At 50.7% G+C, this 13,384-nt stretch carries 15 protein-coding genes and 1 other RNA gene; 8 read left to right on the plus strand and 8 right to left on the minus strand.

Annotation, left to right across the window (positions count from 1 at the left end):
- Positions 1–496 precede the first annotated feature (496 nt).
- Positions 497–1,684 (minus strand): MFS transporter, encoded by a 1,188-nt coding sequence (locus D3P08_RS07335; protein WP_119598850.1) that lies wholly within the window; start codon positions 1,682–1,684, stop codon positions 497–499.
- Between the two features lie 164 nt (positions 1,685–1,848).
- On the opposite strand from D3P08_RS07335, the gene D3P08_RS07340 reads away from it, so the two are divergent.
- The 3 genes from D3P08_RS07340 to pfkA all read left to right on the plus strand — a co-directional run bounded on the left by D3P08_RS07340 (position 1,849) and on the right by pfkA (position 4,272).
- Positions 1,849–2,166 carry a hypothetical protein gene (locus D3P08_RS07340; protein ID WP_119598851.1) on the plus strand — a complete coding sequence of 106 codons (318 nt, stop codon included), beginning with the start codon at positions 1,849–1,851 and terminating at the stop codon, positions 2,164–2,166.
- A gap of 79 nt (positions 2,167–2,245) precedes the next feature.
- Entirely contained in the window at positions 2,246–3,274 is a 1,029-nt protein-coding gene (locus D3P08_RS07345; protein ID WP_119598975.1) for a tetraprenyl-beta-curcumene synthase family protein, read from the plus strand.
- A gap of 29 nt (positions 3,275–3,303) precedes the next feature.
- Positions 3,304–4,272 carry a 6-phosphofructokinase gene (pfkA, locus tag D3P08_RS07350; RefSeq protein WP_119598852.1) on the plus strand — a complete coding sequence of 323 codons (969 nt, stop codon included), beginning with the start codon at positions 3,304–3,306 and terminating at the stop codon, positions 4,270–4,272.
- 56 nt (positions 4,273–4,328) lie between these two features.
- Here the strand turns inward: pfkA and D3P08_RS07355 are convergent, their stop codons facing one another.
- The 3 genes from D3P08_RS07355 to D3P08_RS07365 form a co-directional block, all read right to left on the minus strand.
- Complete coding sequence (locus D3P08_RS07355; protein WP_119598853.1) at positions 4,329–5,531, minus strand: putative glycoside hydrolase; 1,203 nt, start codon at positions 5,529–5,531, stop codon at positions 4,329–4,331.
- A 151-nt stretch (positions 5,532–5,682) separates the two neighbouring features.
- Positions 5,683–5,877, minus strand: coding sequence for a hypothetical protein (locus tag D3P08_RS07360; RefSeq protein ID WP_119598854.1), 195 nt, complete (start codon positions 5,875–5,877; stop codon positions 5,683–5,685).
- Between the two features lie 160 nt (positions 5,878–6,037).
- The gene (locus D3P08_RS07365) at positions 6,038–6,880 is read right to left on the minus strand and encodes a YitT family protein (RefSeq protein WP_119598855.1); all 843 of its coding nucleotides are present in this window, start codon (positions 6,878–6,880) and stop codon (positions 6,038–6,040) included.
- A 137-nt stretch (positions 6,881–7,017) separates the two neighbouring features.
- On the opposite strand from D3P08_RS07365, the gene cshA reads away from it, so the two are divergent.
- Positions 7,018–8,592, plus strand: a complete 1,575-nt coding sequence (gene cshA / locus D3P08_RS07370; RefSeq protein WP_119598856.1) for a degradosome RNA helicase CshA — start codon at positions 7,018–7,020, stop codon at positions 8,590–8,592.
- Between the two features lie 66 nt (positions 8,593–8,658).
- Here cshA and D3P08_RS27675 read toward each other — a convergent pair whose 3' ends face one another.
- The gene (locus tag D3P08_RS27675) at positions 8,659–8,757 is read right to left on the minus strand and encodes a sporulation protein YjcZ (RefSeq protein WP_119598857.1); all 99 of its coding nucleotides are present in this window, start codon (positions 8,755–8,757) and stop codon (positions 8,659–8,661) included.
- Between the two features lie 168 nt (positions 8,758–8,925).
- On the opposite strand from D3P08_RS27675, the gene D3P08_RS07380 reads away from it, so the two are divergent.
- From D3P08_RS07380 to D3P08_RS07390, 3 genes are all read left to right on the plus strand, one after another.
- Positions 8,926–9,735 (plus strand): YesL family protein, encoded by an 810-nt coding sequence (locus D3P08_RS07380; RefSeq protein ID WP_119598858.1) that lies wholly within the window; start codon positions 8,926–8,928, stop codon positions 9,733–9,735.
- A 48-nt stretch (positions 9,736–9,783) separates the two neighbouring features.
- Positions 9,784–9,966: non-coding RNA, 6S RNA (ssrS, locus tag D3P08_RS07385), on the plus strand.
- A 112-nt stretch (positions 9,967–10,078) separates the two neighbouring features.
- Positions 10,079–10,468: a DUF1499 domain-containing protein gene (locus D3P08_RS07390; protein ID WP_119598859.1), complete on the plus strand. Its 390-nt coding sequence runs from the start codon at positions 10,079–10,081 to the stop codon at positions 10,466–10,468.
- A gap of 77 nt (positions 10,469–10,545) precedes the next feature.
- Here D3P08_RS07390 and tpx read toward each other — a convergent pair whose 3' ends face one another.
- Positions 10,546–11,064 (minus strand): thiol peroxidase, encoded by a 519-nt coding sequence (gene tpx, locus D3P08_RS07395; RefSeq protein ID WP_119598860.1) that lies wholly within the window; start codon positions 11,062–11,064, stop codon positions 10,546–10,548.
- Positions 11,065–11,197: 133 nt separating this feature from the next.
- On the opposite strand from tpx, the gene gltC reads away from it, so the two are divergent.
- Positions 11,198–12,097 carry a glutamate biosynthesis transcriptional regulator GltC gene (gene gltC, locus D3P08_RS07400; RefSeq protein WP_119598861.1) on the plus strand — a complete coding sequence of 300 codons (900 nt, stop codon included), beginning with the start codon at positions 11,198–11,200 and terminating at the stop codon, positions 12,095–12,097.
- A 69-nt stretch (positions 12,098–12,166) separates the two neighbouring features.
- Here the strand turns inward: gltC and D3P08_RS07405 are convergent, their stop codons facing one another.
- Together D3P08_RS07405 and D3P08_RS07410 are read right to left on the minus strand one after the other, a co-directional pair.
- Positions 12,167–12,835, minus strand: a complete 669-nt coding sequence (locus tag D3P08_RS07405; RefSeq protein WP_119598862.1) for a zinc metallopeptidase — start codon at positions 12,833–12,835, stop codon at positions 12,167–12,169.
- Between the two features lie 40 nt (positions 12,836–12,875).
- Positions 12,876–13,313 (minus strand): MerR family transcriptional regulator, encoded by a 438-nt coding sequence (locus tag D3P08_RS07410; protein WP_119598863.1) that lies wholly within the window; start codon positions 13,311–13,313, stop codon positions 12,876–12,878.
- Positions 13,314–13,384 lie beyond the last annotated feature (71 nt).

Genomic DNA, 13,384 nt, shown 5'->3' on the forward strand with positions numbered 1-13,384 from the left:
CAACTAAGTGTGTCCGGAGCAGCCAGCCGGACGAAATAAGCGCGTGTGGCGCAACTAAGTGTGTCCGAGACAGCAAACCGGGCGAAATAAGCACGTGTGGTGCAACTAAACGAGTTCAGAGCAGCCAGCCGGGCGAAATAAGCACGTGTGGCGCAACTAAGTGTGTTCGGAGCAGCCAGTTGGACGAAATAAGCGCGTGTGTCGCAACTAAACGAGTTCAGAGCAGCCAGCCGGACGAAATAAGCACGTGTGGCGCAACTAAGTGAGTCCGAGACAACAAACTGGGCGAAATAAGCGCGTGTGGCGCAAATAAGTGTGTCTGGAGCATCCAGCCGGACGAAATAAGCACGTGTGGCACACTAAGTGTGTCCGGAGCAGCCAGCCGGACGAAATAAGCACGTGCGGCGCAACTAAGTGTGTCCGGAGCAGCCAGTCGGACGAAATAAGCACGTGTGGCGCGAATATATGCGTCCAGCAGCCAACCGACTTCTCCCGCTCAGCCCTTGCTGAAGCGGCTGAAGAAGAAGAGCAGGAAGCCTGCGGCCGCCGCGCCTGCGATGCCGGTTGCGATGTGGTAGAACATTATGCGGCCGAATTGCTCGTAGATGAGGCCGCCGAGCACGCCGCTGACGAGACCGGCGACGCCAGTCCAGATGACGGTGTAGACCGCTTGGCCCGAAGCGCGGTATTCGTCCGGGATGAGATGCGAGATATACCTTAGCGCTGTCGAGAAATAGACGCCGAAGGAAACGCTGTGCATAGCCTGCGTCGCAACGATCCAGCGGGGATCTTCGATTTCGCTCATAAACCATAGGCGAAGCCCGTACATGAGCGAGGCGAAGACGAGCAGCGGCAATTCCTTCAGCTTATGCCCGTATTTGCCGAGAAGGAATAGGATCGGAATTTCACTGGCCGCCGAGACAAGCAAAGCAAGTCCAACGAGCGAGTCGCTCGCCCCGAGCTGCCGCATCGTGACCGCAAGGAAGCTTTCGTACATCCGATGCGAGATCGAAACAAGCAGGATCAGAGAAAAAAACAGCATTACATTTCGTTGACGAAGCAGCTTAAAAAAGCCCGAAAACTCGATTTTACGAGACGAACCCTGGTAGTCTCTTATAAAGATCGTCAGCACCAGCGAAGTCGCAACCGTGCATAGCGCGACAAGAATTGTCCATTCCGAGCCGATGCCTTTGAGAAGCAGCCCCAGTCCGTAGGCGCTCAATGCAAAGCCGAGCGAGCCGAATATTCGAACGAGCGCATACGGCGTCCCCGTATACTGGCTTGAGAGCAGGATGAGGCTATCGCTTAACGGGTTGATCGGCGTCTGGAAAAAATAAAAAGCGGTCATCACTACGCATACCATCGCGAAGTTTTCAATCGGAAAAAGCAGCGAAATCATCGCCAGCTGCCCGAATAACAGCGCAATTAATATTTTGCGGATTGTCCGGTATTTGTCGCTTGCAAGCCCGGTAATGATATTGGCGAAAATGGATACAAAAAGTCCAGAAGAATATAAAATGCCGATTTGGCTCTCGGAGAAGCCTTTCGTCATAAAATATAAAGGAATAAAAGACACAACGAGCGCTTGCGTGGAAAAGGTGGAAAAATTAAAAGCCCGCAAAGCGAGCGTCTCCTGTCTGGCAGTGGAAGATATCGCAGTCGCTGCTTTTTCTGTTTCAGTCATAGCTGTAGTTTCACTCCATCTCTACTATGCGGATTCCTTGGTCCAGCATGAATTTACAATGCCTTCATACTAGCCGGCTGTTAATCAGTATAGCACGGTTGCTTTCCGATTTGTGGCTGGATTATTGCGAGGCGAAATGGTACATTTATGAGTGGAGGTTTATGATGGCGGATTATCGTTTTGTTTGGAACGAAAGGCTTCACATTCATCTGCCTGAGCTGGAACGGGAATGGGAGCTGTACAGCCGCGAAGTACAAGCCCGCATCATTGAAGAGTGGGAGCTGATCCGCGGCCGGATTCCAGATCTTATAATGCAGCTGGAGCAATCGATTAACGGAAAGCAAGCGGAGCTGAACAACGAAGAAAATTTTGAGCGTTCATGCTTGTTAAATGCTCAAATTGCGGAATACGCGAGCCGAATTAACGATTTGCATATCTGGTATCGCTTGAATCAGGAATTGGAATCGCGCCGGCATTCATGACAAGATTCTCATAAGGGGGTGCGACGTGAGACTAACGACTTTATCAGGCAGAAGGGTGCCCAAAGGCCCGATTAAGCTGATGCATCGCGTATATAAGTATGTCTTGCCCGGGGTTGAGGCAGAGCTGGACAAGCTGAAGAAGCTGGCTGAAGCTATTCCGGATCAAGAATTAAGGACGCAAGCGCTCAACAGCATGCACGATAAAAAGTTCCATTGCCAGGGAGGCGGCGTCTACGCGGCGGCAAATCTGGATTATCGGCATGTCTTGATTCCGTTAATCGTTGCGCTTCAGACGATCAGCGACTATTTGGACAACCTTTGCGACAGAAGCACTTCGCTCGATCCGGATGATTTTCGGCTGCTGCATCAATCGATGCTGGACGCCGTTAATCCGGGAACGCCGCTTATCGATTATTACGGGCTGCGAGCCGAAAGCGATGACGGCGGATATTTGCACCACTTGGTCCGTACCTGTCAAATCCAGGCGGCAAAACTGCCTTCGTACGAGAGCGTGCGCAAGCATGTGACGGAGCTGGTGGGGCTGTACGGGGATTTGCAGGTGTACAAGCATATTCGGAAGGACCTTCGGGAGCCGCAGCTGCTCGCATGGTGGGAGCGCCACCAGACTAAATACCCGCATCTCAAATGGAATGAGTTTGCCGCGGCAACGGGTTCGACGCTGGGGATGTTTATGCTGTTTCTGGCGGCCAGCGAGGAGAATCTGTCGGCTCAGGATGCCGAGAGCATACGCCATATTTATTTCCCGCATGTGTGCGGTCTACATATTATGCTTGATTATTTAATTGATCAAGAAGAGGACCATATCGGCGGGGACTTGAATTTCTGCAATTACTATGAGAACAAGAGCCTTCTGGTAGAGAGAATCGGCCTAATCGTGAACAGGGCTAGGGAAGACGTGAAGTCTTTGCCTGCCTGGCGGTTTCACCGGCTGATTATCGAAGGCTTGCTCGCGCTTTATTTATCCGATCCGAAGGTGCGGCAGCAGTCGGAGGTGAAGGAAGTGAAGAAGCAGCTGATGAAGAGAAGCCCGCTTACGCGCCTATTCTTCCTTGTGAATAGTAATTGGATACGCAATCAGCAAACCTAACATTAATCATAGCGTAGAGGAGTTTTATTATGACAGCAGTAAAATCGATCGCAGTATTGACAAGCGGAGGAGATTCCCAAGGGATGAACGCGGCCGTTCGTGCGGTTGTCCGCAGCGCTCTGTATCACGGACTGGAAGTATACGGCGTGCAGCGCGGCTACCAAGGTCTGCTGAACAATGATTTGCGTCCGATGGATCTTCGCAGCGTAGGCGACATCATTCAACGCGGCGGCACGATTCTACAGACGGCCCGCTGCAAAGAGTTTCTGACTCCGGAAGGCCAGCAGCGCGCGGCGGAAATCCTTCGCGAGCGAGGAATCGACGGCTTGGTCGTAATCGGCGGAGACGGTTCCTACCAAGGGGCGAACAAGCTGAGCAAGCTCGGTATTAAGACGATGGGCTTGCCGGGAACGATCGATAACGATATCGCGTGTACGGATACGACAATCGGTTTTGATACGGCGGTAAGCATCGTAGTAGACGCCATTAACAAAATTCGCGACACGATGTCCTCTCATGAACGCGCATCCGTTGTCGAAGTAATGGGACGCCATTGCGGCGATATCGCGCTTTACGCAGGTCTGGCGAGCGGCGCCGAAACGATTCTTGTGCCGGAGGTTCCTTTCGACCTGAATGTAGTCGCGGAGCGGATGAAGCATAACTTCGCCAACGGCAAGCGCCATAGTATTATCGTGGTCGCGGAGGGTGCTGCCAAAGGCGAGGAAGTAGCGAATAAAATTACGGAGCTAAGCGGAATCGAAGCGAGGGTAACGGTGCTTGGGCATATCCAGCGCGGAGGAACGCCAACCGCAGCTGACCGCATTTTGGCCAGCCGACTCGGCGACTTCGCCGTAAGACAGCTGATTGAAGGCAACTCGGGCAAAGCTTGCGGCGTCGTCAAAGGCGAGCTGGTTACAACGGATATCGATACGGTTGTGAATACGAAGAAGCCGTTCGATATGGATATGTACAATCTTGCGCTGCGGCTTTCTCAATAATTGAACACGGAGCAAAAGAAGACGGCGGGCCAACTGGCCCGCCGTTTTACGTATAATCATTTATAAATGACGCCTGGGGAATATTTGTTGCCTGCGTTCCAAAGCAAATATTCGTTAATGCCCGAGTCATGGAGCGCTTTAATTTGCGCTTCAACCTCGGCTTTCCCATACTTCAAATAATTTCCTTTGCCCAGCCAGCTTGCTGTAAAATCTTGAATCCACGGCCGAATGATCGGCTTGAGCTCCCCGGTATCGTTAAGCTTCTCGTGCGTATCTTCCATCGCGCCTTTAATCGTCTCGTAAGGACTGCGGTCCGGCGAAGTCTGATTGAACCAGCCTGTGCTGTAATGGCTCGGATAGACCATGGGCGATATGACGTGCACGTCGTTCGATATTTTCACGAAATCTTGCCCGATGCCTTCCGCAGCTGGAACCGAAGCCGCATAACCGAATATGTCGACGGACACTCTTACGCCAAGCGGTTCAAGCTGCTCGCGCGCATATTTGACGAAACCGGCGACCGCGTCGACGCGGGAGACATCCGTTTTATTAAAGGTGAGCGAATCAGAACGGTTCTCGAAGCCTTCCGGAAATCGAACGTAATCAAATTGGATTTCTTTGAAGCCCAGCTTCGCCGCTTCCTTGGCGATCGCAATATTGTAATCCCATACTTCTTGGCGGTACGGATTCACGAAGCTTTCGCCGCGTCCGTTCTTCCAAATCGTGCCGTCAGCCTGCAGGAAGGATAGCTCCGGCTTTTTCACGGATAAGACGGTATCTTTAAACACCACAATTCTTGCGATGGGATAAATATCGTGCTGTTTAAGGGTCGACATTAATTTCTCGATGTCGCCGATAAACTTTTTTGGCGTTCCGATTTCGAGCAGCTCCGGCGTTGTTGTCGGATAAGTAATATAGCCATTGTCATCTTTAATATCGATAACCATGCTGTTCAGATCTGTCTCATCCACAAGCTTGAGCAGGGATTCCATGCGGGATCCGCCGGCACTGTGAGCCGTGACGTAAATGCCTTTGATAGGGGGAGTATCCGGCTGCGGATCTTTTTTGGCCGGCGATTGCCCCGAATTTGTCTGCCCCGCCGGTTCTCCCGGCACTACCGGGCTTTCCGGCTGAACAATTGTTTCGCCGGCGGTTGCGTTCAAATACGCGATTGCGATTTTTTTAGCGTTTTCACTGTCTTCACCTGATCCGGTAAGCAAATTGTACAGTAAAAGGAAGGTCGTTATGATGATGTCCATTGTGCTCTCTCCTCACAGGCGTTCTTGGGTAAACGTTCTGTCAAAATTATAAGGCACACGGCTTGTCATGGTCATCTGTTTTTTTCTAGGAGAAGAAATAAAAGGCCAGCCGGACTAGCCGGCTGGCCTCATGGATTGCGTTGTGACCCGATTATTGCAGCAAAGTTTGTTTCTGCCCGTTGCATATGCTGTACTGCACGATTTCCATCGCGTCTGCCGGCTCCAGCAAATCAAGGCCGTCCCGCAGCACAATGGTGAGGTCCATCTCGCGCGAAGTGAGAAAAGGACCGAGCTCAGGGGCAAGTTTTTCTACAATCAGAGACAATTTGACCGTTTCCATATCCATCTTAGCTCACCCTTTCATCCTAATTGTCGGAACAAGAAAGCAGCAGGGATAACCTATGGCATGAAACTGTACAACTTATGAATCTGCGGGATATAGACATTATAACAGGAACATATTCAAAAACATAGCGATAACTGGAAAAATCCGTTCCTGCATAGATTTATGTCGCGTCTTGCCTGCGGAAATCGCCGACGACGCCGACGGTCTCGACAATATTGATGAACGAATGAGGGTCTATCGTTTTGATGGTTTTGGTCAGCTCGGCCAGCTCGAATTTCGTCCTTACGGTCATCAGCATATCTTTTTCTGTGGACGAGAAGGCCCCTCTCGTTTTAATAATGGTGATGCCGCGGGGATGCGTAAGCAGCTTTCCCAGCAGCTCTTCGGTTTTCGTCGTAATAATAAAAGCGGTAACTTTTAAATGCCGAATATGGATCAAATCCACAATTTTGCCCGCGGTAAAAATGGCGGCGAGCGAATAGAGCGCCAAGTCCCAATTTCGCGTAAAGCAGATCAAAATCGCAATGACAAGCCCGTTAAGCAGAAAGATTAGCATCCCTATCGGCAGGTCGCGCTTTCTCGTTATGATGGAGGCGATAATATCGAATCCGCCGGAAGATCCGCCGTAACGCAGCGCTATACCGCTGCCGAAGCCGACGATAATGCCGCCGAAAACGGCTCCGAGCAATATATCTTCCACAATATGCTTGACAGGCACAAGCTGAAGGAACAGCGTCGTGACGACCACGTTATACGTGCTCCAGAGCACGAATCTTCGCCCGATGCCGAACCAGCCCCAGACGAGCACAGGCACGTTCAGCACGAAATATAGCCAGCCGATATTGCTGCCGGTAATATAACCGATCATCATAGAGATGCCGGACAACCCCCCGCTAAGCAGCTGGTGGGGAATAAGGAACAAATTAAAGCCCGCGGCCACCAGCAGCGATCCAAGAGTCATGACCGGAAAGGTCAGGAGATAGCGTCTCCTAAGAAGATTCATTGCAATCGCTCCCAACAATAAATGCTGTCGTATTAGTATGGCTATTCCGAGCGAACTGGTATTCATATTCCTGTTTGTGCTATAATGGTTTGGATATTCTATAAGCAGGCTTTAGATAGAAGGAGTATGAGAAAAGATTGAACACATTTGCTGATTTCGGCTTGGAACCTAAAGTGTTGCAAGCAATTACAGAGCTTGGATTCGAAGAGTCGACCCCAATTCAAGCTAAGTCCATTCCAGTTGCATTGACAGGCCGCGATTTAATTGGCCAAGCACAGACAGGCACAGGAAAAACAGCGGCATTCGGAATCCCGCTCATTAACAAGATTCCAACAAGCGAGGATCGCATCGTTGCATTAATTATGACGCCGACCCGTGAACTCGCTATCCAGGTGGCGGATGAGATCGGTAAGCTTACACGATACAAAGGCCTTCGTTCGCTGCCAATCTATGGCGGACAAGAAATCGGCCGCCAGATTCGCGCTTTGAAGAAGAAGCCGCAAATTATTATCGGAACACCGGGCAGGCTGCTTGACCACATCAACCGCAAAACGATCCGCCTTGACGACGTGCAAACCGTCGTGCTCGACGAAGCGGACGAAATGCTGGATATGGGCTTTATGGAGGATATTCAGTCCATTCTGAAGATGGTTCCGGAAGAGCGCCAGACGATGCTGTTCTCCGCCACAATGCCGGTTAATATCCAGAAGCTGGCGCAGCAATTTTTGAAGGATCCGGAGCATGTATCCGTTATTCCGAAGCAGGTAACGGCGCCTTCGATCGAGCAATCGTATATTGAAGTGCACGAGCGTCAAAAATTCGAAGCGCTTAGCCGTTTGCTTGACATGGAATCTCCGGAGCTTGCGATTATTTTCGGACGCACCAAGCGCCGGGTAGACGAGCTGAGCGAAGCGCTTCAGAAGCGCGGCTACTCCGCAGACGGCCTGCATGGCGACTTGTCCCAAAACCAGCGGGATAACGTTATGCGCAAGTTCCGCGACGGCAGCATCGACGTGCTGGTCGCAACGGACGTTGCGGCACGCGGACTCGACGTTTCTGGCGTCACGCATGTTATCAATTTCGACTTGCCGCAAGACCCGGAAAGCTATGTACACCGTATCGGCCGTACAGGCCGCGCCGGAAAGGAAGGTACGGCTTGGACCTTCGTTACGCCGCGTGAAATCGATCATTTGCATTTTATCGAGCGTATCACTCGTCAACGCATGAACCGTAAGCCGCTTCCAAGCATCGCGGAAGCGATTGAGGGGAAACAGCGCGTCACGGCAGAGCGGGTTCTGGAAGTTGTTCAGAACGAAGAGTTCGCGGAGTACAAAGCGATTGCGATCCAGCTGCTCGAGCAATATGATTCCGTACAGCTGCTTGCTGCGGCGATGAAGCTGTTAACTGGCGAGAAGAAAAACGTCGACATCGAATTGACGCCGGAAGAACCGCTCCGCGCGAAGAAGCGCAGACCGGATATCCGCTCGAATGGACGTCCGTTTAACCGTTCCGGCTATAGCGGCGGCTCCCGCAGCGGCAGCGGAGGCGGCGGTTATCGCGGCCGCGATGACAAGCGCGGCAGCTACGGCAGCGGAGGCGGCTCGCGAGGCGGCTATGAAGGACGCAGCGGCTACGGCAGCAAGCGCAGCGGCGAAGGCCGCACCGAAAATCGCCGTCCGAAGAGCCCGTCCGACGATTTCGTCAACAACTAACACAATGCAAAAAATCGGGGAAGTCCGTGATGCCTTGCGGGCATCCGGACTCCCCCTTTTTATTATTCAATAGAAGCAAAGTGTTTTTGCAATGATGACTAGAAGGATAAACAATACGAGTATAGCGCCGGTCGAATTATATAAACCGTTAACTGCGTTGCTCATGTCAGCAACCTCCCTTTAATCATCTTGATGGGTAATGCATGCTACATCTTATGCATTAAGGCGTTTGGCGTTTAGACGGAGGCCTACTTTGGCAAAAATGGGCGGTCTAATAACCATAATGAACAGAGGATCAAGGAAAGAAATAGACCAAGCTGGAGGCTGAAGCGGATGGAACCTAGAGGACTAATGGGGGGATTCTATCGAATCTCCGAATGGATCATGAGGCTGGCGGTAATTAATCTGTTGTGGGTCGTTTGCTCGCTGCCGGTTATTTTTATTCTATTCACGGCCTTGTTTGGATTAAATCCAGAAGATGTCGAGACATATGGCATTCTTCCATTGCTAACGCTGCCGGCGATTGTAGTGGCCGTACTGACGCCGTTTCTGGTATTCCCTGCAACAGCGGCGATGTTTACCGTGGCGCGCAAATGGGTGACGGGAGAAGCGGATGTGCCATTATTTAAGACGTTTTTCCGCGGCTATAAGGAAAATTACAAGCAAAGCATGATCGGCGGCATCCTGTATACGGTTTTGTTTGCGCTTCTTGTTGTCAATTTCTTCTTTTACAGAGAGGAATTCAGCGTCATCTCGTATATTTTCCTCGCCTTTTTAGTTCTTGTTGCGGCGTCGTTATTTAACTTTTTCTCGATGCTTGTGCACTATCATATGAAAACGTTTCAATTGATCAAAAACGCGCTGCTGATTACGATTGGCAAGCCGTTTCGGTCCTTATCCAATATCATCATGATTGCACTCGTTATCGTGATTAGCTGGAACTTCATGAAGGGCTTTATGTTTATGTTCTTTACAGGCAGTATTATCGCCTTTGTCTCCTTCTGGAATTTCAACATTATCTATATGAAGCTGCAAGAACAAGCGGAGAAGATGAAGCAGTCGGAAGAAGAAGCGGCTGAGGAAGCGGCGGAAATGGATCGGGAAGAGCTTGTAAAGGATGACTATAAGGATTCCAATAAATAACAGCCCGGCTCAAGTTTACTTTTGCTTCGGTTCGGTCTATAATAGCTATACATCCTGCGATGTTCGTAACGGCTCTTCGTTGTTTTGAACCAATGGCTGTTTCACGGGAGACCTACATTGCCTTGCGGCTGACGCGCCCTCGAACGGGGATTTCAAAAGCATGGCTGCGGACACCCACCTGCGAGAGCGGGTTCAGAAACATGCGAGTCGGACGGCATAGGCGGGTTTCCAATGACGATGGAGAGCGATTAGCTGTTGAAAGACAGTGAAAGCTCTTTTTTCATAGGTAAAAACATGTTATCATGAATAGTAATGTACATAGCGATAGAGGGGGAGATTGTTGTTGTTGAAGCGGACCTTAATCGGGCTGCTGCGCAGTCATGAACAGACGGGCGACAGAGCGAAGGATCCAGTGCTGAAATCGCACTTCTACAAGCTTTCGAAGGAGAAGGCATGGGAGGAAGTCGTATCCACTCTGAAGAAAATGCAGGGCTACAAAGTATTGCACGAGGTACAATCCGTTGGTGAAATTGTCTTGGAGAAACGTACGATGACCGGCAGAACGATGGACATTACCGTATCCGTGATCAGCGTAAACCCGGTTACTTCAGCGGTAGACATTTATTCCGCTTCGCGCGGCTCTCTTGGAGATCTCGGCTCCAATTATCGCGTCATTATCGATATTTACCGCACGTTGGATAAGAAGCTTGCGGCGTTCAAAGTCAATAGTTGATACATAACAAAGCGAGGAAGGCATCGCCTTCACTCGCTTTGTTTGCGGTCTATCGACCTTAGAGACAGCACTTTCTATTAGACCAGCGCTTTTACCGCTTCGATCGCTTTATCGTAGTTCGGATGCTCCGTCATTTCAGACAGGTATTCCACGTATGTAATCGTGTTGTTGCCGTCAACTACGAAGATAGAGCGCATATCAAGGGCGAGCTCCTTGATCAGAACGCCGTAAGCGAGTCCGAAGTTGTTATCCTTGTAGTCGGACAGCATGACGACCTTGTCAACGCCTGCAGCGCCGCACCAGCGGGCTTGCGCGAACGGCGTGTCAACGCTAACGGTCAGTACGACTACATTGTCGCCTAGAGCGGCCGCTGCTTCGTTGAAACGGCGTGTCTGCGCGTCGCAAACGCCGGTGTCAATGGAAGGGACGACGCTAATCAGCTTAACCTTGCCTGCGAATTCTTGCAAGCTGACGGCTTCGGTCAAAGATTTGTTCAACGTGAAATCTGGAGCTTTATCGCCGGCTTTCAGCTCGGGACCAAGCAAAGTGATGGGATTGCCTTTAAGCGTTGCAACGCCTGTGCGTTCTTGTGACATAATAACAGTTCCTCCTCGGAATGAATTGTTCGGTTACGAAATCAATTATAATCGGAATGAAATGCCATTGTCCAATAATGGCTTGTAAATAGGAAGTTAAAAACGGAATGTTACGGGAGAGATACCGGTACGTATGGAACTTCGACAGCTTTATTATTTCGTGCGAGTCGCAAAGAAAGAACATGTTACCCAAGCAGCTGAGGAGCTCCACGTGGCGCAATCGGCGGTCAGCCGTCAAATTCATCAGCTAGAAGAGGAATTAGGCGTTAAGCTGTTCGTTCAGAAAGGGAGAAATTTGCAGCTGACTCCCGTCGGAACGTTGTTTTTGAAGCGGGCTGAGGTTATTCTCGCCGATTTAGAACGGGCTGTCATTGAAATCCATGAGTTTCTGGATCCGGAGAAGGGGGAAATCCGTTTAGGTTTCCCGCACAGTCTGGGCATTTCGCTGATCCCGCAGGTCGTGGCGTCGTTCCGCAAGCATCATCCGAATGTGAAGTTCCGTTTCAGACAGGGGATGTATCCGTCCTTAATTCGGGATTTAATTAAAGGCGATATTGATCTTGCCTTTATTTCGCCATTTCCGAAAGAGCATGAGCAGGTATGCGGCGAGGTGCTGCTTACGGAGGAATTGTATGCGATCCTGCCGCCCGGCCATCCGCTGTCAAAGGAAGAGCAAATTAAGCTAAGTCAGTTAAAGGATGAGACGTTTGTTTTGTTCAGCGAAGGCTATTCGTTAAGACCGATTGTTTGGGACGCTTGTTTGCAGGCGGGGTTCGAGCCGAACATTGGATTCGAAGGCGAAGAGACGGATACGATCCGCGGATTAGTCGCTGCGGGGATGGGGGTTAGCTTGCTGCCGGAGCTCGCCCTGCACCATACGGGCCCGCTTCAGCCGGCAAAGGTGCGGATCAGCGAACCATCCGTTACGCGCACGATCGGTCTCATCCGCAGGAGCAATGAAAAGCTTCCGCTTGTTGCGAAAGTGTTCCACGGCTTCCTCGTTCGATATTTCCAGGAGAAGATGGAGGAATAGCCGCTGCATTTCAGCTAAAGAAGAGCCCCTTGGCAGTTATGATCTGCCAAGGGGCTTTTGTGTTGTTCGTTATTCTTCCCTGCTCTGCGTAAAGATCAGAATGTACCGGATCAGCTCGAGGAGCGACAGCAGCGCCGCCGCTACGTAGGTTAACGCTGCGGCGTTCAGCACCTTGGCTACGCCTCTTTCTTCCTCGTTGGTAATAAAACCTTCCGCCACCATTAAATCGCGGGCGCGATTGCTGGCGTTAAATTCAACCGGCAGCGTAATGAGCTGAAAAGCGACCGCGACGGAGAAGAAGATGATCCCGAGTCCGATCAGGTTGAATTGGTTCATAAGGAAACCGGCAAGCAACAAAAACGGCGCGATACCGGACGCAAAGTTTACAATCGGGAATATCCGGTGGCGAGCTACAAGGAACGGGTACGACACGGAATGCTGAATCGCATGTCCGACCTCGTGGCAGGCGACGGAAACGGCTGAAATGGAGCTTTCGTAATAAACGGGCTCCGATAGCCGGACGACTCTGTGTATTGGGTCGTAGTGGTCTGTGAGCGCGCCTGGGACTGGTTCGATCGGCACATCGTGAAGACCGTTGTTGTCCAGCATGCGCCTTGCGGCTTGATAACCGGTTAGTCCGCTGCTCGCTGCGACTTGCGTCCACTTCTTGAAGGTTCCTTTAACTCGGAACTGCGCCCATATCGTCAGAGCGAAGGCTGCGATAATCAAGATGTACATGGTTCATTCCTCCAACTACATGTTTAAGGACACGGACACGTTACATGAGCGAGCTTTTGTTAATTAACAGCATGAGAGCTTCGATGCAGGCCACCGTCTGAGGCGTTAATCTCGTGTAGAGGCGATTCGCTTGTTTGGGCTTGAGCTGATTAATGATCGGCTCTAGCTCCTTCACCTCGCGTTCCAGCTGCGTCAAATGCTGCTGGAATTCCGTCAGCTTCAGCGAGATTTGCTCTTCAGGCGAAATCTTGCTCCATGTGTCCAAGCTGGCTTTAATCTCATCTAACGTATATTTGTCCTTTTTCATTTCCTCAATACGTTCCAGCCGCAATAAAGTTTCATGTGAATAGAGCCGATAGTTTTTGTCGGAGCGCTTAGCAGGTTCGATTAATCCCATAGAGGTGTAATAGTCGATGGTTCTCGCACTAATCTTTGCTAGCTTCGACAATTCGCCGATACGGTATAGGGCTGCTTCCATCACATCACCGCCTTTTAATAATGATCTATACCTTAATGATAATAGGTAAAAACCGTACAGTCAAACGTGTT

This window comes from Paenibacillus nanensis (assembly GCF_003583765.1).
Lineage (GTDB): Bacteria > Bacillota > Bacilli > Paenibacillales > Paenibacillaceae > Pristimantibacillus > Pristimantibacillus nanensis.